This window comes from Paraeggerthella sp. LCP19S3_G8, from assembly GCF_052119225.1.
Classification (GTDB): domain Bacteria; phylum Actinomycetota; class Coriobacteriia; order Coriobacteriales; family Eggerthellaceae; genus Paraeggerthella; species Paraeggerthella hominis.
In genome coordinates this window covers 1-21,829 of the sequence record NZ_JBQKFQ010000009.1, presented here as the reverse complement: position 1 = coordinate 21,829, position 21,829 = coordinate 1, and the positions used below count along the sequence as shown (strand labels likewise).

The following is a 21,829-nucleotide window of genomic DNA, read 5'->3' as shown; positions in this document are numbered from 1 at the left end:
CTTGGCGGAAGGGATCGGCTTGCGGTTCTTGTCGGTTTCGGTTTGCCGGCGGGTTCCCGGCGTCCTGTCGATGCGCAGAGGCTAGAGGACGAAGAAGCCGCTTTTGCCCGCTCGCTTCGCTTCGTACATGGCCTTGTCCGCCTGGTCGTACAACTCCAGGTAGCTCTCGCCGCCCCGTGCGCGCACGGCTCCGATGCTCACGCTGAAGGGAAGACCCGCCTCGGCTGAAGCGGTCGCTACGCGCACGAGCAGCTCTCGGCAGCGTTTTTCAAGCGCATCCGCGCTGACCATCCCGGCCAGGCAAACGGCGAACTCGTCGCCGCCGAAGCGGCAGACCAGGTCGTCTTCGCGAAAGGTTTCCTTCATCATGCTGGCCAGCAGGCACAGCGACTCGTCGCCCGCCTTGTGCCCGTAGGTGTCGTTCACAACTTTGAAGTCGTCGATGTCCACTACGACGAACGCGCCCACGTTGTTTCGGTCGACCAGCGTTTGCGCTTCGTTTTTGAACGCGCCTACGCCGAGCAGCCCGGTCAGGCCGTCGCGTTCGGCAACCGCTTTCAGGCGGTCTTTTTCGGCACGGGTGATCTCGAGGGCTTTCGCGCGGTTTCGCGCGTAGCCTATCGACAGCGCGATGATGACGCTTGCCACGACAAGGCTGATCAACGCGATCTCTTTTACGTGCGCTTCGGCGAATTGCACGAAGGTCATCTGATTCTCCTGCAGGGCTTCGGCGTAGATGCTGTCGTTGACTATCCCGACGGGCATCTGCCGGATCGCCTCGTTGAACACGCGCAGCAGGCGATGGTCGCTCGAGGACGCGAACGCGAAGCAGATGCTGTTCTCTTCGTTGGGGTTCATGTAAGCGGTGACGTTGGGATAGCTTTCCATGTTCTCGAAGTAAGGCCCGCTGTAGCCGTCTGCGTACGTGTAGTCGGCGCGCCCGGTGTCGACGGCTTCGACGCAGTCTTCAAGCGTGTTGCAGACGAGCGCGTTCTCTCGGTCCGCTTCTTCGCAGGTCGCGCTGCGGATCAACGCGGCGCGACCTTCTGTCAAATTGGAGGCGTTGACGCCGCTGCGAGTTACGATCCATTGGTAGGACGAGAGGTACGGGGTGCTCAGCGACAGGTTGTGCTGGTGGGCGAAGGGGAAGTCGTGCACGATGCCGGCTATGGCGTCCAGGTCGAACTCCTGGATAGCTTCGTCCCAGTTGAGTTCGCCCGTAACGGGGACGATCTCCAGGGAGAGCCCCGTGTACTCGGCGATGTAGTCGAGCACCGCTTTCGAGGCACCCACGGGCAGCCCGGTTTTTTCGTCGACGTCTTGGACGGGCGCCGCGCCCGCCAGATACCCGACGCGGATCGTGCCGGCTTGGGCAACGAACGCGCGCATGTCCTTGGCAAGCCCGGTCGATCCCTGGTGCGTGTCGAAGTGCTTCGCGTACAGGTCGTGCTGCAGCATCGGCTCGGCCCTGTCGATTTGAACGATGGCCTCGTTGAGGGACGCGACGATGTCTTTCTCGCCTTTCGAGGCGGCGAAGTAAAACGGATTGGAGGCCATGGACGCCACGACGTGCATGCCTTCGATGGGCGATATGTCCACGCCGGTAAGCACGTCGGCTTTTCCCGACAGCACGGCGTCTATCTGCGCTTGGATGCTGTCGCACTCGACGGCTTCCATCTGGATGCCGTTTGCGTCGCAAAACATCTGGGCGCCGGAATGGGACTTAGGGGATGGTCCGTTGAACGCGATGCGGAGTTTTTCTTGCAGGTAGATATTGGTTTCGGTCAGATTGTCGTTGGAGCTGGCGGCCAGCAGGGCAGAGGTGGCCGCTCCGTACGAGTTGGTGGCGTAATCGAACTGCTGCGCCAGCGAATCGTTGTACGCCATGGCTCCCATGATGTCGATCTCGCCCGCTTCCATCATGGCCAACAGGGTGGTGAGCTGCTCGTTGATGCTTCCTTCGGCCTCGACGAATTGATAGCTCCATCCGGTGTACTGCGCCACTTGCTCGAGGTAGTCGTAGGTGTAGCCCGAATAGGAACCGTGTCCGTCCGATTCCGACAATCCCGGCTGGATCGGCCAGCCTACGCGTATGATGCGGTGGTCGGATACGGCGTCGGCGGATCCGTCGTGCGCGATGGCGGTTGCAGGCAGCGAGCACGCCGCGATCATGGCGACCGTCGCGATGGCGGCCCACGTCCTTGCAAGACGCGAAAGCATGTTTTTCATGCACCGGCTCCTCGCCCGATTCGGTTGCGCCGTTTCCTCAAACGATTAATTAGTATAGCAAAGGTAATGATTAAAAGTAATCGCTCGGTCGCATTCCCTTCGCTGGCGGGCTCGCAGCGGCAAGCGGTGCGGGTCGGGGCGGGGTTTCGCCTCGGGTTGCACGGCCGTTTACCTTTCGAGCGAGCCGTCAAGGTTTCGTAACCTGTTCTCCTCTCAGGGGCGTGGTCGCTTTGATACCATCGAAGCATTCAGATCATCGATGGAGGGTGCAAGGCGCGTTCGCGTCCGGCCCCCCGCAGGGCGAAAGCGTAGGTGCGGGGCGTGCAAAACGCAATTTCAGTTCAAAACATCGTGAAGAACTTCGGCGCGGTCGAGGCGCTCAAAGGAGTTTCGCTCGAGGTGGCTGAGGGCGAGAAGGTCGTCGTCATCGGGCCGTCGGGTTCGGGCAAAAGCGTGCTGATCCGGTGCATCAACGGGTTGGAGGTTCCCGATTCGGGGACCATCGTGGTCGAGGGCATGAACCTGGGCGATCGCAAGGTGAACAGCCGGGCGCTCGCGCGCGACGTGGCCATGGTGTTCCAAAGCTACAACCTGTATCCCCATAAAACCGTGCTGGAGAACGTCACGTTGGCGCCCATCAAGGTGCTCAAGGTGCCGAAGGCCGAGGCCGAGAAAACGGCGCGCGCCTATTTGGAGCGCGTGGGGTTGATCGACAAGGTGGACAAGTACCCCGATCAGCTGTCGGGCGGCCAGCAACAGCGCGTGGCCATCGCGCGCGCTCTCAACATGCATCCCAAGATCATGCTGCTCGACGAGCCGACGAGCGCGCTCGATCCCGAAATGGTGCAGGAAGTGCTCGACGTCATCAAGTCCCTGGCGGAAACGAACATGACCATCGTCATGGTCACCCATGAGATGGGCTTGGCGCGCGAAGCGGCCGACAAGGTCGTGTTCATGGAAAACGGCCTGGTGGTCGAGCAGGGCAGTCCTCGGTACATCTTCGACGAAACGGACAACGAGCGCATCAAGAGCTTCTTGTCCAAGATCTTGTGAGGCGCATCGTGATCACAAGACGGACATTCTTGCGCGCATCCGCCCTGGGGGTAGGGTCGATCGCGCTGTGCGGGGCGGCGGGCTCGCTTGCCGGGTGCGCGTCCGGCGCGGACGTGCTGCGCGTGGGCACCAAAATCGACGTGCCCTCGTTCGGCTTCCAGAATCCTGAAACGGGCACCATCGAGGGCATGGAAGTGGACATCGCGCGCGAATTGGCGCGTCGCATCAAGGGCAGCCCCGACGCGTTGCAGGTGACCGGCGTGAACGTGACCACGCGCGGGGCAATGCTCGACAACGGCACGCTCGACGCCACGTTGGCTACGTTCACCATCACCGAGACGCGCAAGAAAAGCTACAATTTCTCGCGTCCGTACTACACCGACCATATCGGCGTGCTGGTGAAGAAGTCCTCGGGCATCGCCGATCTTGCCGGGCTTGACGGCAAGACGGTGGGCGTGGCGCTTTCCGCCACGACTCGCGAAAAGCTTGCGCAGGCCGGCGACGAGATTGGTATCCACATGCGCTTCGCGGAGTACTCCACCTATCCCGAAATCAAGATAGCGCTGGTCACGGGGCGCGTTGATGCGTTTTCGGTAGACCGGTCGATCCTGAACGGCTATGTGGACGACTCGACCATGCTGCTTACCACGCAGTTCGCTCCGCAGGAGTACGGCGTGGCCACGAAGAAGTCGAACGTCGAGCTGGCGGCGCAGGTGGACGACGCTATCGCCGCCATGCAGGCCGACGGCACGCTTGACGAGCTGTATGCGCGCTGGGGCCTTTCCGAAGACGGGGTTTCAGGCGGCGTCGCGGCTGCGCAAGGGGGCGGATCGCATGCTTGATATCTTCGCTCCGTTCAAGTGGGAGGCGCTTTTCCAGCGTTGGCCCGACATCTTGTCCGCATTCGGCATGACCGTTGGCATTTCCGTGCTCGCGCTGCTTATCGCACTGGTTCTGGGCGTGGTGTTCGGCGTGCTGTCCGTGTCCCGCATACCGGTGTTTCGCTGGATCACGCGCGTGTACGTGGAGGTCGTGCAGAACGTGCCCCTGCTTTTGCAGGTGTTCGTGTTCTACGCTATATTCCCGCTTCTGGGATTGTCGCTTGCGGCGTTCTGGATCGGCGTGCTGGCCATCGGCATCTATCATGGCGGCTACATTTCAGAGGTCGTGCGTTCGGGCATCGGTTCCATCCATCGCGGCCAGTTCGAGGCGGCGAAAAGCCAGGGGTTCTCGTACTGGCAGACCATGTTCGTGATCATTTTGCCGCAGGCGATTCGCATCATCATGCCGCCTTTGGCGGTGCAGGCCGCCAACCTTGTGAAGAACACGTCGGTGCTCGCGTTGATCGCGGGTGGCGAGCTTATGTACTTCGCGAACTCGTTTGCGGGATCCACCAGCTACTACGGTCCCGCTTACGTGGTTGCCGCCATCCTGTACTTCATCATCTGTTTTCCGTTGTCGCGCTTGGCGCTGTATCTGGAGCGTCGGACGCGCGCGCATCGGCACGTGGCTACCGGGGACGCGACGGAAGAGCTGTCCGAGGACGTGCTCGAAGTCACGCCGGGATCGCACGACATCACGGGTCGTGCGGCTGCCGACGCCATGGCCGGCGGAGTCGACACCATGCTGGGCACGGTCGATATAGCGCCTGCTCGCGTGGCTCCGTCGCCGCGCCATCCGCTGCACGTGCTGGGCGAAGACGCAGACGGGGCGATGCAAGGCGCGCGTGGGCCGTTTGAGCAGGCGTTCACCGGAAAGCAAGCGGCTGAGATCGCAGACGACATCGGCCGGGAGATCGCGCAGGAGATCGTCGCGTCGTGCGCAGGCGACGAAGCGTGCGCACGACGCGCCATGCACACGAGGACCGGTCGCTCGAGGGCCCTGCGCCGCTTGGAGCAGCGACGCGCTGCCGCTCGCGAAGAGGCGGAGCGTTCGGAGCGCAAGGGTGCGACCGATGAAGAAGGACGGGAGGAGGACCGATGAGCGATATCGCCGCTCTGTTCACGTGGGTGAACATGCGCTTTCTCCTGCAGGGTTTGGGGATGACGCTGCTCATATCTGCGCTCGCCATCGCGTGCTCGGTGGTGCTGGGAACTCTCATCTCGGTTATGCGCACGTCGAAGAGCCGCGTGCTGCGCGGCGTTGCGACCGTGTACATCGAGGTGTTCAAGAACACGCCGCTTCTGCTGTGGATCATGTTCACGTTCTTCGTGGCGCAGCTGCCGCCCATCGGCGCAGCCGTCCTGGCCTTCACGCTGTTCACCAGCGCCAGCGTGGCCGAGATCGTGCGCGGCGGCTTGGCGAGCGTGCCGTTCGGGCAGTACGAGGCCGCGAAGAGCCAGGGCTTTTCCGGGGCGCAAACCTATGTGCTGATCATCTTGCCGCAGGCGCTGCGCAACATGGTTCCGGCGCTGCTTTCCCAATTCGTGACCACCATCAAGGATACGAGCTACCTGTGGGGCGCCATGGCTCTGCAAGAGCTCATGGGCCGCGGCATGATCCTCATGAACAGCTACAACTCCACGGCTCAGATCTTCGTCATCTTCGGCATCATGGCTCTGGTGTACTTCGTGGTGTGCTTCACGCTGTCCCAGATCGTGCGTGCGTACCAGCGAAAGATCAAGCAGGCTCGCACCGCGTAGCGTCTTTGCGCTTCGGGGCGGGTTCCAGACACGCCGACACGGCCGGGGCGCGAGTTCCGGCCATGTCGCTTTGGCGCCGTAGGGCCTTCTACTGCAGGGATCCTAGCAGGGGCAGGTACTGCTGGGCGCTTTCGGGAACCGTCAGCGTGATGCGCTGCCCGTAGGCTTCCACGGTCACGTAGCCGGGGTTGTCGTACGTGGTGACCGACGCTTCCACTCCGCCGTACGTGCCGCTGAACGAACCCGTCGGCGACGCCTCTGCGGGCAACGAGGAAGCTTTCCAGCTGTCGATGTTCAAGCTGGCCACGGCTTCTTCCACCTGCGCCGTGCTCAAACCGGTTGCGTTGGCGATGGCCTCGCTGTTCGCGGCAAGGGCGTCTTGCACGTTCGACTTGATGCCCGATGCGTCGATGGCCGCGTTCGCGGCATTGTTCTTCACGTCGCTGACCAGCGATGAGACCGGATCTGAGGCAGAGCCTCCGCTTGGGGAAGGCGCCATGAGCAGGGCGACCGAGCCGGCTATGAGCAGGGCGATGAGTCCTAGGAATACGCCGAGAACTTTCTTCATCGAAGGTGTCTCCTTTCGAGCTCGGGCTACGAGGGCGCCGCCGGTGATGCGTTTTCTGGATCGGATGGAGAACGGCTGTTGGGCTGTTCGGCGGCCATCCCGAACCATAGCCTATACGAGAATCGATCGCTTCATGAAACGTCCGCTCCATCTTCAGAGCCTGGTGACGAAATCCCCACTCGATTTCCGGAACTGGCCCTTCGGCCGCGAAGCGCGCGCCGTGCGACGCCTGCCGCACGGCGGGCCAGCGCCCGCGCGAAGGGCGTCGGGTTCGTTTCGGCTTGGGTAAAGTTCTCCTCCCTTCGCTCAAAATCGTGTATGCTAGCGTCTATTGCGTCGCGGACGGCGCGTCGCAAGCGCGCTTTTGCGCGTTTTCATCCCCGCACACGTTAATAAATAGGTGGGGCAACCGTGTGAACGATGCGAGGCCGCCAAGGCGGCTGGTTAGACAGGAGGGAACCGCGTGAAGCTGGTGGTAACCGAGAAGAACGACGCGGCTCAGAAGATCGCCGATTTGCTCGGCGTGAAGAAACCGAAGGCGGACAAGGTGTACTCCACGCCGGTGTACCGATTCGACGTCGAAGGCGAGGAATGGGTGACCATCGGCCTGCGCGGCCACATCCTGGAGCCCGATTTCACTCCCGCCATGGTGTACAAGAAGCGCGGCGGCTGGCAAGGCGTCACCGAGGAGGGGGAGACGTTTCCCGCGGACCTGCCCGACACGCTTGCGAAGCCCCCTTTCAAAAAGAAGAAGCCCTTCACCGAGGACGGCGTGGAGCTGAAGGCGTGGAAGATGGATGCGCTTCCGTACTTGGTGTACGCGCCCATCAAGAAGCTCCCCAAGGAAAAAGAGATCATCCGCTCCTTGAAGAACCTAGCGAAAAAGGCCGACTCCATCGTGATCGCAACCGACTTCGACCGAGAGGGCGAACTGATCGGGAGCGACGCCCTCAGCTGCATGCAAGAGGTGAACCCGACCGCGCCCGTGTCGCGCGCGCGGTATTCGGCGTTCACGAAAGAGGAGATCACGCATGCGTTCGACAACCTGGTCGAGCTTGACGTGAACCTGGCGAGCGCCGGCGCGTCGCGCCAGGACATCGACCTTATCTGGGGCGCGGTGCTCACGCGCTACCTGACGCTCGTCAAATTCGCAGGGTACGGCAACGTGCGCTCGTCCGGTCGCGTGCAAACGCCCACGCTCGCGCTCATCGTGGCGAAGGAGCGCGAGCGCCTTGCGTTCGTTCCCGAGGACTACTGGGTGATCCGAGGCGCGTTCGGGGCCGAGCCCGACGCGTTCGAGGCACCGCATGCCACCGCGCGCTTCAAGAGCGAAGCCGAGGCCAACGCCGTCATGGCTCACGTCGACGGCGCGGCAAGCGCCACGGTGGCCTCGATCGAGAAGCGCAAGCGCACGGTGCAGCCGCCGGCTCCGTTCAACACCACGTCGCTCATGGCGGCGGCGTCCGCCGAAGGCCTGAGCCCTGCGCGCACGATGCGCATCGCCGAGAGCCTGTACATGGACGGCTACATATCCTATCCGCGCGTCGACAACACGGTGTACCCGTCTTCGCTCGATTTGGCGGAAACCGTGAAGGCTATTTCCGGGAATCCGGCTTACGCGCCGTATTGTAAAGAGCTGTTGGCGAAAGACCAGCTCACGGCTACGCGCGGCAAGAAGGAGACGACGGACCACCCGCCTATCTACCCCACGGCAAAAGCCACTCCTGACGACCTGGCGCCCGCCGACTACAAGCTGTACAACCTGATCGCGCGCCGGTTCCTGGCCACGCTGTCCGAACCTGCCGTGGTGGAGGGCACGAAGGTCACGCTCGACGTGAACGCCGAGCCGTTCGTTGCGAAGGGCGACGTGCTGGTGAAGCCCGGGTTCCGCGCGATCTACCCCTACGGGCTGAAGAAGGACGAGCAGCTGCCCGTCCTTTCCGAGGGGCAGGCGATCGCGTTCGGCGGTGCCACCTGCACGAAGAAGCAGACCGAGCCGCCCGCGCGCTACAGCCAAGGCAAACTCATCCAGGAGATGGAGAAGCTGGGCCTGGGCACGAAGTCCACGCGCCACGCCATCATCGAGCGCTTGTACACGGTGAAGTACATCCAGAACGACCCCATCGAGCCCAGCCAGCTGGGCATGGCCGTATGCGACGCGCTCGACAAGTTCGCCCCGCACATCACGCACCCCGAGATGACGGCCGAGCTGGAAGAGGAGATGGACCGCATCGCCGAGGGACGCACCACGAAGACCGACGTGGTCACCACGAGCCGCAACCTTCTGGCCGAGCAGCTGGCCAGCTTGCTGCCGCATTCGGAGGAGGTCAAAGATGCCCTGGCCGACGCCGTGGCCGCCGACGCGTACGTGGGTCCGTGCCCGAAATGCGGCAAGGACCTGCAGCTGCGCGCGTCGCAGAAGACGCGCAGCATGTTCATCGGCTGCGCCGGCTGGCCCGATTGCGACGTGACCTACCCCTTGCCGAAGGGCAAGGTGGAGGCTGTGCCCGAGCCGTGCCCGACCTGCGGCATGCCTCAAGTGAAGGTGACGGCGTTTCGCTCGAAGCCGCGTACCATCTGCATCGATCCGCATTGCTCCACCAACAAAGAACCCGACGTGGTGGTGGGCGAGTGCCCGGCCTGCAAGGAGAAGGGCATCGCCGCGAAGCTGATCGCGCAGAAGAACCCCCGCACCTTGAAGCGCTTCATCCGCTGCGAGAACTACGACGATTGCGGCACGGGCTACCCGCTGCCCCAGTACGGCGCCCTTGCCGCCACCGACGAGGTGTGCGAGCACTGCGGCGCGCCGATGGTCGTCGTCACCACGAACCGCGGTCCCTGGAAGCTGTGCCCGAACTTCGATTGTCCGGGCAAGGAGCAGGACGAGGCGAAGGGCGCCAAGGGCAAGGCTCCCGCCAAGAAGGCGCCTGCGAAAAGCAGCGCCAAGATGGCTCCGGCGAAGAAGCCGGCTGCAAAGAAATAGCGTGATCGCGAACGACCGATCCTAACGTCGAAGGGCCCCGCATGACGGGGCCCTTCGACGTGGATGACGGCTGCTCGGCTTCCGCTCGCTCGTGCCGCAACGCGCCGGTCCGATGCGTTGCGGGCTACGCTTGCGCGTTCTCGATGGCGCGGTACAGGTCGGTCCCCTGGGCGTCCACCGCCACGAAGCAGGGGAAGTCTTGCAGCGTCAGACGGCGCAGCGCCTCGGTCCCCAGGTCTTCCCAGGCTATCGTCTCGCTTGCGACCACGTGGGTGGCCAGCAGCGCGGCGATGCCGCCGACTGCCGCAAAGTACGCGCTGCCGTTGCGCACGCAAGCGTCGATGACGTCGGCTGCGCGCTTTCCCTTCCCGATGCACGCGATCACGCCCGCATCCATGAGCGCGGGCGTGGCGAAGTCCATGCGGCTCGCCGTGGTGGGACCCACCGACCCAAGGGGCCTGCCCGCGGCGGCAGGGGTGGGACCGGCGTAGAACAGCGTCTGCCCTTCTAGGTCGTACGGCAGGCGCCCGTCCGCGCGCAGCGCTTCGAGCGCGCGCGCATGCCCGGCGTCGCGCATGGTGTAGACGGGTCCTGAGAGGCGCACTTCCTGCCCGGCCTTCAGGCGGCCGACCTGCTCGCGATCAAGGGGTAACGTCAGATGGACGGCGCTCGGCTCGCTTTGGTCCGCAGGGGCGTCGGATTTGCAACGTGAAAGCTCGTTCATCGTTCATCACTCCAGGAAATCAGCTCGACGGATGCGGTTCGCATGGCGCAGCAGCCCATGTTCACGGCTACGGGCAGCGCGGCGATGTGGCAGGGGGCCGTTTCCACGTGCACGGCCAAGGCGGTGGTCGAGCCGCCAAGGGCTGCGGGCCCTATGCCGGTTGCGTTCACGGCGCGCAGCAGCTCGTCTTCGAACCGGGCCGTTTCGGGCGTGGCCGCCGGGCTTCCGATCGGCCTGAGCAGCGCGTGCTTCGCCAGGCCCGCCACCTTGTCGAACGTGCCGCCTACGCCTACGCCGACGATGAGCGGGGGGCACGCGTTCGCAGCCTTCTCGCGCACGCATTCGAGAACCGTTCGGCGCACGCCTTCGGCTCCGGCTCCCGGAGCCAGCATGACCACGCGGGAGGCGTTGTCCGACCCGCCGCCTTTCAGCATTACGTGCAGGGTGGCGCCCTTTCCGGGACGGAAGCTGACTTCCGTGAACGCCGGAGTGTTGTCGGACGTGTTGGTTCGGTCGGTCAGGGCGTCGCGCACCACGCTCATGCGCAGGCGCGCGTCCGCGTAGGCTCGCGCGACGGCGTCGTTTACCAGCGAAAGCGCGTTTCCGGGCAGCATGAGGTCTTCGCCGACCTCCAGGCTGACCCAGACCGTGCCCGTGTCCTGGCAGATCGGCACGCCGTCCTGCTGCGCGATGCGTGCGTTTTCGAGCACTTGGCCCAGCACTGCCCGCGCGCGCGGCTCGCGTTCCGTTTCTCTCGCGCGCTCGATGCCGGCTCGAACGTCTTCGCGCAGCGTCACAGCGCATTCGACGATGCTTTGGTAGACGGCGTCGGCCACCGCTTCAGCGGTCGGCCCCGGCTTTCGTTGCGGGTGCGTCATAGGCGGTTCTCCTTCGCTTGGGGTTCGGGCTATTCTACCACGGAGGCGCGGCGCGGCCGCGCCGCTCGTCTTCGGGCGCCGGCTTCCCCCGGACGGTCGATGCTGCCGGCATGCCCGCGCCGCTGCATGCCGCCGGGCCTCGTTTCGGGCGCGCATGTGTTTTTTTGCATCAGCGCGGCCCAAGAAAGCGCCTCCGGCAGCGCGGGGCCGCCCCTCCCGGCGCGCGAAGGTATATAATTGTACGCGATCGCCGAAATCAGCCGAAGGATAGAGCATGAACTTGAACGAAGAATCGCTGCGCTTGCACAAGGAATGGCGCGGCAAGCTTGATACCGTCCCGAAGATGGACATCGCAACGCGCGAGGCCCTGTCGCTGGCCTACACGCCGGGCGTAGCGGAGCCGTGCCGCAAGATCGCGGAGGATCCGCAGGCCGCGTACGAATACACGATGAAGGCGAACACCGTCGCCGTGGTCAGCGATGGCAGCGCCGTCTTGGGTCTGGGCAACATCGGGCCTTTGGCGGCTATGCCGGTCATGGAGGGAAAGTGCGCGCTGTTCAAGGCGTTCGGCGGCGTGAACGCGGTGCCGTTGTGCCTGGACACGCAGGACACCGACGAGATCGTCGAGACCGTGGTGCGCCTGGCCCCGTCGTTCGGCGGCATCAACCTGGAAGACATTGCAGCTCCGCGCTGCTTCGAGATCGAGCAGCGCCTGATCGAGGCGCTCGACATCCCGGTGTTTCACGACGACCAGCACGGCACCGCCATCGTGGTGCTGTCGGGCGTCATCAATGCGCTGCGCTTGACCGGCAAGCGCAAGCAGGACTGCCGCGTGGTGGTCAACGGCGCGGGGTCGGCGGGCATCGCCATCGCGAAGCTGCTTTTGAGCTACGGGTTCCGCCATCTGACGCTGGTCGACCGTTGCGGCATCATCTGCTCGAAGTCCCAGGGCATCAACGAGGCCCAGCGCGCCATGCTGGAAGTAACGAACCTGTCCGACGCCGAAGGCTCGCTGGCCGACGCCTTGGCAGGCGCCGACGTGTTCGTGGGCGTGTCCGCGCCGAACCTGGTCAGCGCCGACATGGTTCGCTCCATGAACGACGACGCCATCCTGTTCGCCATGGCCAACCCCGATCCTGAGATCTACCCGGACGTGGCCAAGGCCGCCGGCGCGCGCGTCGTGGGCACCGGCCGCTCCGATTTCCCGAACCAGATCAACAACGTGGTGGCGTTCCCCGGCATCTTCAAGGGCGCGCTCGAGGGACGCGCGACGCGCATTACCGAGACCATGAAGCTGGCGGCTGCCGAAGCGCTGGCCGGGCTCGTGTCCGACGAGGAGCTGTGCGAGGACTTCATCATGCCCGAGCCGTTCGACCCGCGCGCAGTGGAGTGCGTGGCGAAGGCGGTCAAGGACTGCGTGGAGGATTAGCGGCATGCCCGAAACGCAAGATCTTGCCCCGCGGGGCATCTTCATAACGTTCGAGGGGGGCGAAGGCGCCGGCAAGACCACCCACATTCGTTTTCTAGCAGAAGCGCTGCGCGCGCACGGTCACGAAGTGCTGTGCCTGCGCGAGCCCGGCGGCACCGACATCGGCGAGCAACTGCGTGCCGTGGTGCTCGACCCGCGCAACGTCGCCATGACCGACGAAGCCGAGCTGCTGATCTACGAAGCCGCGCGCGCCCAGCTGGTGAAGCAGGTTATCGCGCCTGCGCTTGCGCGCGGCGTGGTGGTGCTGTGCGACCGGTTCACGGATTCCACGGTTGCCTACCAGGCATACGGTCGCGGGCTTTCGCGCGAATTCGTGGACGGGGCGAACGCTTTTGCCTGCCAAGGGCTGCGGCCCGACCGGACCATCCTCATGGCCACGGGCGGCACGGCGCGCACGGGTCTTGCGCGGGCGACGCATCGCGGCGCCGATCGCCTCGAGCGCGCGGGCGAAGAGTTCCACGCGCGCGTGAACGAGGCGTTCATGGACATCGCGCGACGCGATCCCGATCGTGTTCGCGTAGTGACCTCGGCCGATCGCAAGTCGCGTACCGCTTCGGCTGTGTTCTCGCAGTTGAAGGACTTGTTTCCCTGGATGGCCGACGTCGAGCAGCGCGACCCTGCGTTTTTCGATCGCCTGGATGTGAAGCGCAGCCAGGTCGGTCGCGCGGGGCTGCGATCGTCCGCCGAAAGCGCGCCGGGCGCGTCGCAGGGGGTCTGATCCGTGGCCGACGCGTTCGAGAACATACTGGGGCAGCCGAAGGTGCGCGAGTTCTTGCGCGCCACGGTATCCCAGGACAAAGTGAGCCATGCGTACCTGTTCACGGGTCCGGCTGGGTCGAACAAGACGCTTGCGGCCTACGCGTTCGCCCAGGCGGTTCTGTGCCCGAAGGGTCCGCAAGGCCCGCGCGGCGGCAACTGCGGCGCATGCGACGCGTGTCGGCGCATCATGCGCAAAAAGCACCCTGACGTGCGCTATTTCGCGCCGGAAGGTGCCAGCGGGTACTTGGTGGAGCAAATTCGCGACATCGTTTCCGACACGTCGTTCGCTCCCATTCAGGCCAAGAAGAAGATATACATCCTCGATCGCGTGGACCTTCTGGGCGTGCAGGCGGCGAACGCGTTTCTCAAGACGCTCGAAGAGCCTCCGTCGGATGTCGTGCTCATCCTGCTCGGCCGTACGCGCGAAAGCGTGCTGCCCACCATTCTCTCGCGTTGCCAGGTGGTGCCGTTTCGCACCATCCCGGCCAGCGAAGCCGCCGGCATCATCGTGCAGAATTCGGGCGCCTCGCTCGAACAGGCCCGCATGGCGCTCGAAGCATGCAACGGGTCCATCACGCACGCCGTGGAATTCCTCAAGTCCAACGAGCGCTTGGGCTTTCGCCGACGCGTGCTCGAAGTGGTCGGCTGCCTGCGTAAAGCGGACGATTGGGACGTCATCGGGTTCGCAAGCGAGCTGGTGGTACTGGTCAAGGCGCCGCTCGACGTGGTGCGGGCCGAACAGGAGCAGGAGCTGGCCGAGAACGCCGATTTCCTGGCGAAGTCGGCCATCCGTCAAATCGAGGCGCGCAACAAGCGCCAGCTGACGGCGAAGACCTTCGAGTCGCTGCGGCATCTGACCGCCGTCGTGCGCTCGTGGCTGCGCGACGTCGTGGCCGTGTGCGCGGAAACGCCGGAGCTCGTCATAAACGTGGACGTGCGCGAGTCCATCGCCGAAACGGCGGCGGTTACCGACGAGGCGCGCGCTGCCGCGGCGTTGGCGTGCGTGCGTCGCTGCGACGAGGCTATCTCGTATAATGTATCTCCCGAGACGTGCATCGACGCGATGCTGTTCGAAATTCGTGACACGCTGTACGGTCGCGCGCCCCATGCTTCGGGCGCGTCGACCCGGATAAGATAGAGAGGTGCGCCATGGTTCGCATAGCGCCTGTTAACCTGTACTACAATCCCAAAACGCTCTGGTTCGACGCCGGGGACCTCGACGTGCGCACCGGCGACGGCGTGGTGGTGTCCACCGCGCGCGGAATCGAGTTCGGCCGGGCTTCGGGCGATGTGTTCGAGGCTGACGAAGCTCAGGTGAAGAAGCTGAAAAGCCCGCTCAAGCCGGTGAAGCGCATCGCTTCGCCCGAGGACGAGGCTCAAGCGGCCGCCATGGAGCGCAAGAGCGCCGAGGCCCTTCCCGTGTTCAAGGAGATGGCCGCCGAGGCAAGCGCCGACATGCACCCCGTTTCGGTGGAGTACCTGTTCGACGGCGACAAAGCCATCTTCTACTTCGAGGCGGAGGAGCGCGTGGACTTTCGCGAGCTGGTGCGAAAGCTGGCCTCGTACTTCCATGTGCGCATCGACATGCGCCAGATCGGCGTGCGCGACGAAGCCCGCATGGTGGGAGGGCTGGGCCATTGCGGCCAGGAGCTGTGCTGCAAGCGCTTGGGCGGCGAGTTCTGCCCCGTGTCCATCCGCATGGCGAAAGAGCAGGATCTTTCCCTCAACCCGCAGAAGATCTCGGGCGTGTGCGGCCGCCTTATGTGCTGCCTGCGCTACGAATTCGATGCCTACAAGGATTTCAAGAGCCGCGCGCCCAAGCAGAATTCTCAGGTGGAAACCCCTATCGGCACGGCCAAGGTGATCGATCTGGACGTGCCGCGCGAAGTGGTGACGCTCAAGGTCGACGGCGAGAAGCCCGTGAAGGTGCCCCTGGCTGATTTCGATCCGCCCGAGGAAGGCGTGCAGCGCCCGAAGGTGGTGGGCTCGGAGGCTTGGGAGAACGCGACGGCCCAGGCGGCTATCGGGGTTGCCGGGGAGTCCACGGTGTTCGCAACCTCGCAGCTGACGGGCTCGGACAAGCTGGCCGATCCTTCCGCCGTGCGTCGAACCGGACGCGGTGGGCAGAAGCCCGCGCGCGGCGGGTCGAACGGAAACGGCAAGCAGCAGGGGCGCAATGGCGGGGGTCGTGGCGGCTCGAACAAGGTTTCCGAGTCCGGTTCGCCTTCGGGCCGCAAGCCGCGCCGTCGTCGTTCGACGAAGGTCGGGGGAGAAGCGGGCGCCGCCGAGGCGGTCGAAGCCCCCAAGCGCCGCCAGAGCCAGGGCAGCCAGCAGAAGTCGCAGCAGCCGGGTCAAGGCCAGAAGAAGCAGGGCGGCTCCAAGAAGCAGCAGCCCCGCACGTCCGATGCCAAGAAGCAGCAGCCACGTTCGGGCGAGGCCAAGCAGCCGGCGCGCGCCGGCGACGCCAAGAAGCAGGGGCCTCGTCCCGGCCAGAAGTCGTCGGGCTTGCGTCAGCAGAAGCCCCAGCAGAAGTCTCCGCAGAAGCAGGGCGGTGCTCCTCGTCCGGATCGCAACGCAAGCGACCAGGGCAAACCGGCAGGCGAAGGCGGGCATCGCCGCGCGCGTCGTCGCAGCCACCGGTCGGGAAGCGACGGCTCGTCGAGCGGATCGAACGGCTCTGCGGACAACGCCAGCAACAGCTAGGAGGGGCAAGATCTCATGAGGATCGATTACGAGCTTCTGACCGATCTGTACCAGTTGACCATGGCTCAGGGGTATTGGGAAACGGGCCAGGGCGACACGCAGGCTTGCTTTCACATGTATTTTCGCGATTACCCGTTCAAGGGCGGCTATGCCGTGGCATGCGGCCTGGCGCAGCTGGCGGACCTGGTCGATACGTTCGAGTTCACGGACGACGATGTCGCGTATCTGGCCTCGCTCGATGCTCCGGGCGGCGGGTCGTTGTTCAAGCCGGAGTTTCTCGACTACCTGAGAACCTTCAGGCTCAACGTCGACATCGACGCGGTGCCCGAAGGAACCATCGTGTTTCCCCACGAGCCCATCGTGCGCGTGGTCGGGCCCATCATGGATTGCCAGTTGGTGGAGACCGCGCTGCTCAACTGCGTGAACTTCCAGACGCTTATCGCAACGAAGGCCGCGCGCGTGTGCCTGGCCGCTCAAAGCCCCGTGGCCGAGTTCGGCTTGCGCCGTGCGCAGGGCGCGGGCGGCGGCCTGTGGGCTAGCCGCGCCGCCGTGGTGGGCGGATGCGCGTCCACGTCGAACGTGCTGGCGGGCAAGCTGTTCGACCTGCCGGTTTCGGGGACGCATGCCCATTCGTGGGTCATGTCGTTTCCCGACGAGCTCACGGCTTTCCGCGCCTATGCCGAGGCGTTTCCGAAGAACTGCGTGCTTCTGGTCGACACCTACGATGTCGAGCAGGGGATCGAAAACGCCATTACGGTTGGTCTCGAGATGCGCGACCGCGGCGAGCGTTTGAGCGGCATTCGCATCGATTCGGGCGACTTGTCGTGGCTTGCGAAGATGGCTCGACGCATGCTTGACGAGGCGGGTTTGAGCGACTGCGGCATCGTCTTGTCGAACGATTTGGACGAATACGCCATCCAGTCCATTCGCGACGAAGGCGCTCAGGTGAGCTCATGGGGCGTGGGCACGAAGCTTGCCTGCGCGTACGACCAGCCCACCTTGGGCGGCGTCTACAAGCTGTCCGCAACGCGCGCGCCGGGCGACGCGGCATGGACGGATCGCATCAAGATATCCGAGTCGGCGGCGAAGCTGACCACGCCGGGCGTTTTGGACGTGCGGCGCTACTTCTACTGCGACGGCGGTCGGCTGGCCGGCGATATGGTGTTCGACGTGAACGCGGGCGTCGGCGTGCGCGAGGTCATCGTGGATCCGTCGGATGACCTGCGACAGAAAAACCTCGCGGGCTTGTGCTTCGAGACGCTGCTCAAGCCGTTGGCGCGTGCTGGCGAAACGGTGCTCGCTCCCGAGTTCCGCTCTGCTTTGGCGGCGCGCGAGCGGGCTCGCGCGGGGCTTGCCACGCTCGATGAGAGCCAGAAGCGCATGTTGCATGCGCATACGTATCCCGTTGGTCTCGAATATGGTCTTTTTGAGCGCCGTCGCGATTTGGTTGTGCGGCTGCGGGGCATCGCGTAAGTTTGATAGAGGGAAGCCGGGCGCCAGCCCGTTTGCCGTCGTCCGTTCCAGCTCGAGGAAGGAAGCTATGATCAAGATACTGACCGATTCGGTGGCCTCCATTCCCGCCGACATGGCGAAAGCTGCGGGCATCGAGGTGATCACGCTTTTCGTGAACCGTGCGGGCGTGGAGTACGCCGATGCGACGATGGATCTCGACGAGTTCTATGCAGGCATCTACGATATGGTCGACGATATCCCCACCTCGAGCCAGCCCTCTCAGCTGACGCTCGAGCGGGCGTTCGAAGAGGCGGCGCTCGCTGGCGACGACGTGCTGGGGATATTCATCTCCACCGGTTTGTCGGGCACGTACGAAGGGGCCGTGCGCGCCGCGCGGGCCGTGAAGGCGCGCAACATCCATTTCTCCTACGTCATGATCGACTCCGCATCGTGCGGGTTCGACGAGGCGTGGCCCGTGCTCGATGCCGTTGCCGCACGCGATGCGGGCGAAGACCTGGCGGGATGCGCCGCCGCCGCGCTTTCCGGCATCGAGTCCACGCGCTTTCTGTTCACGCCGGAAACCTTGACGTTTCTGCAGAAAGGAGGCCGCATCGGCAACGCGGCGGCTCTTTTGGGGAACCTGATCCAGCTTGCTCCCGTCTTGACGGTAACCGACGGGTCCGCCACTACGCTTGCGAAGGTCCGCACGCGCAAGAAGGCCCTCGAAAGGATCGTGTCGACGTTCAAGCAAGACGTCGAGGAGCGCGGCTTGAAGAACGTGGTCGTCCATTACATAGGCGACAAGGCTCCGGCGGTCGAATGGGCGCGCGAAGTCATCGACCCGCTTGTCGGCCGCGCGGTGGACGTGCTGCCGGTGAGCCCCGTCATCGGGTTGCATGTGGGACCCGCCGTCGGACTGGCGTACGAATGCGCCGCGCCCGTAGCCGGAAAGCTGACGGCTACGGTTCGCACGCGCGTCGTTTCGTCGTAACGCCCGAACGAACCATCGTCCAAATCGCTCAACAGCGAAGGAAGCGAGACATATTACTATGCAGCATCAATGCAACCTTATTATCGACTCCTGTTGCGACCTGCCCTTCGAGGTGGTCGACCGGGAAGGCGTCGAGTTGATCAAGTTCCCCTACGTCATGCGCGACGGGGAGCATGCGGACGATCTGTACCAGACGTCGTCGGCGTACGATTTCTACCAGGCTATGCGCGACGGCGACGAGCCGACCACGGCGCAGGTTCCCGTGCCGGTGTTCCGCGACGCGTTCACGCGCGCTATCGAAAGCGGCGTGCCCACGGTGTACCTGAGCTTTTCAAGCGGTCTGTCGGGCAGCTACGATGCCGCCGCCCTTGTCCACGAGCAGTTGATGGCCGAGCATCCCGAGGCCGAGCTGTACCTGGTCGATACGCGTTTGGCTTCGATCGCCGAGGCGCTTCTCGTGCACGAGGCGCTGCGTCAGCGCGACAATGGGCTCACGGCGCACGAGCTGGCGCTTTGGGCCGAAGAAGCGCGCTTTTTCGTGGACGCCGAGTTCATGGTGGACGACCTGGAATCCCTTCGCCGGGGCGGGCGCATCCCCGGTTCGGTTGCATACGCCGGCTCCAAGCTTGATGTGAAGCCGCTGCTCACCATTACCTGCGACGGCAAGCTGTCCTTGTCGGGCGTGGCGCGCGGACGGAAGAAGGGAATCAAGCAGCTAGCCGATTACTACCACAAGCGCAAAGCCGATTCCCGGCCGGGTCGTTTCGTGGTCATCGGCAATGCCGATTGCCCGAAGGATGCGGCGCGACTGAAAGACGCGCTCGCGAAGGAAGACGACAGCATCCTGTTTCTGGAGAGCAGTATCGGGCCGGTCATCGGAAGCCATGTGGGGCCCGGCATGATCGCAGTGGTGTTCTGGGGAAACGACAAGCGCGAGGAGCTGTCCGTGGCGGACCGCATCGCGAAGAAGGTAAAGGGCGGGGAGTGAGGATTTCAATGGAGAGCACGTATGCGTTTGTAGGGGACCAGACGGTGGGCGCCATGGTGGAGGCGCGCATGGAGGCTGCAGGATGCAGCCGCGCGGAGAGCGTCGCCGAAGCCGATACGGTGATCACGTACTACACGACGCAGACCGCCTTGGAGGATGCGTACTTCGACGAAAGCGGCTTGATCCAGTCGGCTTGCCCGGGCACCCTGCTGGTCGACCTGTCCTCGTCCACCCCGAGCTTCGCGCGCGAGCTTAACGCGGTGGCCGTGGTAAGCGATTTGGTTTCCGTGGAAGCCCCGCTTATCGTGCTCGACCTGTCTCTTCCCGATGCGTTCGCCAAGAAGGACAACCTTGCGTGCCTCGTGGGAGGCGAGGAGGACGCCGTGCAGCGAGCGCTTCCCGTGGTGGAGGCCCTTGCAGGGGATGTGCAGGATACGGGCGGCCCGGGGTCGGCGCAGCTTGCGCGCGCGGCGTACACGCTGCAGACCACGGCTCAGGTTATTTCCGCCATCGAGGCGGATGCTCTGTACCGCGTCGTTCGGCGTTCGTCGGCGGTTCCCGGTCGCGGGGTCGGACGCGTGGGCGCTGCAACGCCGGTTGCCGAGCAGGTTCTTGCGGCGGTCGAGACCGGCAGCTTCGCGGGCACCTATACGGTGGAGATGCTCATGTCCGAACTGTCGGCTGCTTTGACGGCCGCCGACGACGTGGACCTGATACTGCCCCAGGGCGAAGCGTGCCTGCACCTGCTGGAGCTTTTGGCCGTCATCGGCGGAACCGGGAAAGCGCCCTCCGCCCTGTCGTTGGTGTACGGCGACGAATCTGCCTGCGCGGCCGAGGGGCTTGACTGGACGCGCGCCGAGCAGACGTACGGCGACGCTTCGGACGACCTCGGGTTTTCCGAGTACGACGACGTCGAGGACGGCTGCGGGTGCGGTCACGATCATTCCGGGGACGACCCGTATTCGGGGTATTCGATCTATCCCGGATATTCGGCTAACTAAGGTTCGGCGGTCCGGGATCGCCGAAGCCTTGCAATGTCGAGGGCGGACGCGAGATTCGGTTTCGTCGATCGATAGGGGAAAGCACTATGACCGACATCATGCTTCCCGCCGCGTGCGACCTGTGCCCGCGCGCCTGCGGCGCAAACCGCTATGCGGGAAAGCGCGGCGCGTGCGGGGCGGACGACAAGCTGATGGTTGCGCGCGCTGCGCTGCATTTTTGGGAAGAACCTCCCATCAGTGGGACGCGGGGCAGCGGCACCGTGTTCTTCGCCGGCTGCCCGCTGCGCTGCTCGTATTGCCAGAACGCGGTCATCGCCGTAGGGGGCGCGGGCGCGCCTATCGGCGTCGATCGCCTGGCGGATATATGCTTGGAGCTCGAAGGGCAGGGCGCGCTCAACGTGAACTTCGTCACTCCGACCCAGTACGCCTTGCAGGCGAGGGCGGCCGTTGAAAAGGCGCGCGCCCTCGGTCTGACGGTGCCGGTCGTATGGAACACCTCGGGGTACGAGACGGTTCGCAGCGTGCGGGCGAACGCAGGCGTCGTCGATGCGTATCTGACCGATTTCAAGTACGCCGATCCCGCCTTGGCCGCGCGCTACTCGAACGCCCCCGATTACCCTGCCGTCGCCCTTGCTGCGCTCGAGGCCATGGTGGAAGAAGCCGGTCCTCCTCGGTTCGACGAGGTGGACGGCGAGCGTCGCCTTATCGGCGGCGTGGTGGTGCGCCACCTTATGCTGCCGGGCGCGTTGGAAGATTCCAAGCGCGTCGTGCGCTTGATCCGCGAGCGCTTCGCGGACAGCGTGTTGCTGTCGCTCATGAACCAGTACACGCCGGTTTTGCCCGAAGCGGCCGCTTCGGGCGATGCACGGGCGGCGGCATGTTTGGACAGATGCCCGGAATTGGCGCACCGCGTTCCCGACCGCGAATACGAGCTTCTCCTTGATTTCGCAGATGCTCTTGGCATCGAGGATTACTTTTGGCAAGAGGGGGGCGCTGCCGAAGACAGCTTTATTCCGCCGTTCGACCTGGTGGGAGTGCATAGCGGTGATTCGGAATAGCTTCAGCTGAGCAAATTTCCAAACTTTTCGAAAAAAGTTCTTGACGCCGGGCGGGGGCACGGGTAGTATATCTCCTTGCGCTTCGGGCTTCGGCCCCAGGCGGAGAACCTTGAAAACCGGATACTGAGAAGCATAACAAGCGAGAAAAAAGCCAAGTGAACGGATCCGCATGAGACGGACCCCGGCCGGCCGCGGACCCTTCGGGGGAGCGGGCGGCGGGAAACCAAGATCGAACGCGGCAGCGATGCCGCACTCTTTTAAACGGAGAGTTTGATCCTGGCTCAGGATGAACGCTGGCGGCGTGCCTAACA

The 21,829-nt window shown here is 64.4% G+C and carries 18 protein-coding genes; 14 read left to right on the top strand and 4 right to left on the bottom strand.

All coding sequences use genetic code 11. The annotated features are described in order from the left end of the window. Positions 1-81 precede the first annotated feature (81 nt). Positions 82-2,229: a transporter substrate-binding domain-containing diguanylate cyclase gene (locus ACTQZK_RS10170; protein WP_216529804.1), complete on the bottom strand. Its 2,148-nt coding sequence runs from the start codon at positions 2,227-2,229 to the stop codon at positions 82-84. A 321-nt stretch (positions 2,230-2,550) separates the two neighbouring features. Here ACTQZK_RS10170 and ACTQZK_RS10165 point away from each other — a divergent pair, with 321 nt between their 5' ends. The 4 genes from ACTQZK_RS10165 to ACTQZK_RS10150 are packed head-to-tail and all read left to right on the top strand — an operon-like array spanning position 2,551 to position 5,924. Then, a complete protein-coding gene (locus ACTQZK_RS10165) occupies positions 2,551-3,282 on the top strand; it encodes an amino acid ABC transporter ATP-binding protein (RefSeq protein WP_216529805.1) in 732 nt (243 codons plus the stop codon). Between the two features lie 8 nt (positions 3,283-3,290). Continuing rightward, on the top strand, positions 3,291-4,124 hold the full coding sequence (locus tag ACTQZK_RS10160) for a transporter substrate-binding domain-containing protein (RefSeq protein ID WP_114567946.1): 834 nt from the start codon (positions 3,291-3,293) through the stop codon (positions 4,122-4,124). Then, positions 4,117-5,265, top strand: a complete 1,149-nt coding sequence (locus tag ACTQZK_RS10155; RefSeq protein WP_225748869.1) for an amino acid ABC transporter permease — start codon at positions 4,117-4,119, stop codon at positions 5,263-5,265. Before ACTQZK_RS10160 ends, ACTQZK_RS10155 begins: the two co-directional genes overlap by 8 nt. Further along, positions 5,262-5,924, top strand: coding sequence for an amino acid ABC transporter permease (locus tag ACTQZK_RS10150; protein ID WP_418830225.1), 663 nt, complete (start codon positions 5,262-5,264; stop codon positions 5,922-5,924). The genes ACTQZK_RS10155 and ACTQZK_RS10150 overlap by 4 nt, the downstream gene beginning before the upstream one ends. A gap of 88 nt (positions 5,925-6,012) precedes the next feature. Here the strand turns inward: ACTQZK_RS10150 and ACTQZK_RS10145 are convergent, their stop codons facing one another. Beyond that, a complete protein-coding gene (locus tag ACTQZK_RS10145) occupies positions 6,013-6,492 on the bottom strand; it encodes a hypothetical protein (protein WP_216529807.1) in 480 nt (159 codons plus the stop codon). 463 nt (positions 6,493-6,955) lie between these two features. On the opposite strand from ACTQZK_RS10145, the gene ACTQZK_RS10140 reads away from it, so the two are divergent. Next, the gene (locus ACTQZK_RS10140) at positions 6,956-9,475 is read left to right on the top strand and encodes a DNA topoisomerase I (RefSeq protein WP_441899598.1); all 2,520 of its coding nucleotides are present in this window, start codon (positions 6,956-6,958) and stop codon (positions 9,473-9,475) included. 124 nt (positions 9,476-9,599) lie between these two features. Here ACTQZK_RS10140 and ACTQZK_RS10135 read toward each other — a convergent pair whose 3' ends face one another. Both ACTQZK_RS10135 and ACTQZK_RS10130 read right to left on the bottom strand, forming a co-directional pair. Beyond that, entirely contained in the window at positions 9,600-10,199 is a 600-nt protein-coding gene (locus ACTQZK_RS10135) for a FumA C-terminus/TtdB family hydratase beta subunit (protein WP_441899596.1), read from the bottom strand. Next, entirely contained in the window at positions 10,196-11,077 is an 882-nt protein-coding gene (locus ACTQZK_RS10130) for a fumarate hydratase (protein ID WP_418830216.1), read from the bottom strand. Before ACTQZK_RS10130 ends, ACTQZK_RS10135 begins: the two co-directional genes overlap by 4 nt. 274 nt (positions 11,078-11,351) lie before the next feature. Here ACTQZK_RS10130 and ACTQZK_RS10125 point away from each other — a divergent pair, with 274 nt between their 5' ends. The 9 genes from ACTQZK_RS10125 (at position 11,352) to ACTQZK_RS10085 (ending at position 21,518) form a co-directional block, all read left to right on the top strand. Beyond that, a complete protein-coding gene (locus tag ACTQZK_RS10125; protein ID WP_441899594.1) occupies positions 11,352-12,506 on the top strand; it encodes an NAD(P)-dependent malic enzyme in 1,155 nt (384 codons plus the stop codon). Positions 12,507-12,510: 4 nt separating this feature from the next. Beyond that, positions 12,511-13,284 (top strand): dTMP kinase, encoded by a 774-nt coding sequence (gene tmk / locus ACTQZK_RS10120; RefSeq protein WP_441899592.1) that lies wholly within the window; start codon positions 12,511-12,513, stop codon positions 13,282-13,284. A gap of 3 nt (positions 13,285-13,287) precedes the next feature. Beyond that, positions 13,288-14,463: a DNA polymerase III subunit delta' gene (holB, locus tag ACTQZK_RS10115; RefSeq protein WP_441899590.1), complete on the top strand. Its 1,176-nt coding sequence runs from the start codon at positions 13,288-13,290 to the stop codon at positions 14,461-14,463. 11 nt (positions 14,464-14,474) lie between these two features. Further along, positions 14,475-16,028: a PSP1 domain-containing protein gene (locus ACTQZK_RS10110; protein WP_418830210.1), complete on the top strand. Its 1,554-nt coding sequence runs from the start codon at positions 14,475-14,477 to the stop codon at positions 16,026-16,028. A 15-nt stretch (positions 16,029-16,043) separates the two neighbouring features. Beyond that, entirely contained in the window at positions 16,044-17,501 is a 1,458-nt protein-coding gene (locus ACTQZK_RS10105; RefSeq protein WP_428420797.1) for a nicotinate phosphoribosyltransferase, read from the top strand. Positions 17,502-17,568: 67 nt separating this feature from the next. Beyond that, positions 17,569-18,471 carry a DegV family protein gene (locus tag ACTQZK_RS10100; RefSeq protein WP_441899588.1) on the top strand — a complete coding sequence of 301 codons (903 nt, stop codon included), beginning with the start codon at positions 17,569-17,571 and terminating at the stop codon, positions 18,469-18,471. A gap of 58 nt (positions 18,472-18,529) precedes the next feature. Beyond that, positions 18,530-19,459, top strand: coding sequence for a DegV family protein (locus ACTQZK_RS10095; RefSeq protein ID WP_114567943.1), 930 nt, complete (start codon positions 18,530-18,532; stop codon positions 19,457-19,459). A gap of 8 nt (positions 19,460-19,467) precedes the next feature. Then, positions 19,468-20,460 carry an NAD(P)-binding domain-containing protein gene (locus tag ACTQZK_RS10090; RefSeq protein WP_418831260.1) on the top strand — a complete coding sequence of 331 codons (993 nt, stop codon included), beginning with the start codon at positions 19,468-19,470 and terminating at the stop codon, positions 20,458-20,460. Positions 20,461-20,546: 86 nt separating this feature from the next. Next, complete coding sequence (locus ACTQZK_RS10085; RefSeq protein ID WP_114567945.1) at positions 20,547-21,518, top strand: radical SAM protein; 972 nt, start codon at positions 20,547-20,549, stop codon at positions 21,516-21,518. The last annotated feature ends 311 nt before the right edge of the window (positions 21,519-21,829 follow it).

Coding starts and splice junctions, on each gene's coding strand:
- ACTQZK_RS10170 (WP_216529804.1), bottom strand. CDS start 2,229: ATGAAAAACATGCTTTCGCGTCTTGCAAGGACGTGGGCCGCCATCGCG.
- ACTQZK_RS10155 (WP_225748869.1), top strand. CDS start 4,117: ATGCTTGATATCTTCGCTCCGTTCAAGTGGGAGGCGCTTTTCCAGCGT.
- ACTQZK_RS10150 (WP_418830225.1), top strand. CDS start 5,262: ATGAGCGATATCGCCGCTCTGTTCACGTGGGTGAACATGCGCTTTCTC.
- ACTQZK_RS10145 (WP_216529807.1), bottom strand. CDS start 6,492: ATGAAGAAAGTTCTCGGCGTATTCCTAGGACTCATCGCCCTGCTCATA.
- ACTQZK_RS10135 (WP_441899596.1), bottom strand. CDS start 10,199: ATGAACGAGCTTTCACGTTGCAAATCCGACGCCCCTGCGGACCAAAGC.
- ACTQZK_RS10130 (WP_418830216.1), bottom strand. CDS start 11,077: ATGACGCACCCGCAACGAAAGCCGGGGCCGACCGCTGAAGCGGTGGCC.
- ACTQZK_RS10125 (WP_441899594.1), top strand. CDS start 11,352: ATGAACTTGAACGAAGAATCGCTGCGCTTGCACAAGGAATGGCGCGGC.
- tmk (WP_441899592.1), top strand. CDS start 12,511: ATGCCCGAAACGCAAGATCTTGCCCCGCGGGGCATCTTCATAACGTTC.
- ACTQZK_RS10110 (WP_418830210.1), top strand. CDS start 14,475: ATGGTTCGCATAGCGCCTGTTAACCTGTACTACAATCCCAAAACGCTC.
- ACTQZK_RS10105 (WP_428420797.1), top strand. CDS start 16,044: ATGAGGATCGATTACGAGCTTCTGACCGATCTGTACCAGTTGACCATG.
- ACTQZK_RS10100 (WP_441899588.1), top strand. CDS start 17,569: ATGATCAAGATACTGACCGATTCGGTGGCCTCCATTCCCGCCGACATG.
- ACTQZK_RS10095 (WP_114567943.1), top strand. CDS start 18,530: ATGCAGCATCAATGCAACCTTATTATCGACTCCTGTTGCGACCTGCCC.
- ACTQZK_RS10090 (WP_418831260.1), top strand. CDS start 19,468: ATGGAGAGCACGTATGCGTTTGTAGGGGACCAGACGGTGGGCGCCATG.
- ACTQZK_RS10085 (WP_114567945.1), top strand. CDS start 20,547: ATGACCGACATCATGCTTCCCGCCGCGTGCGACCTGTGCCCGCGCGCC.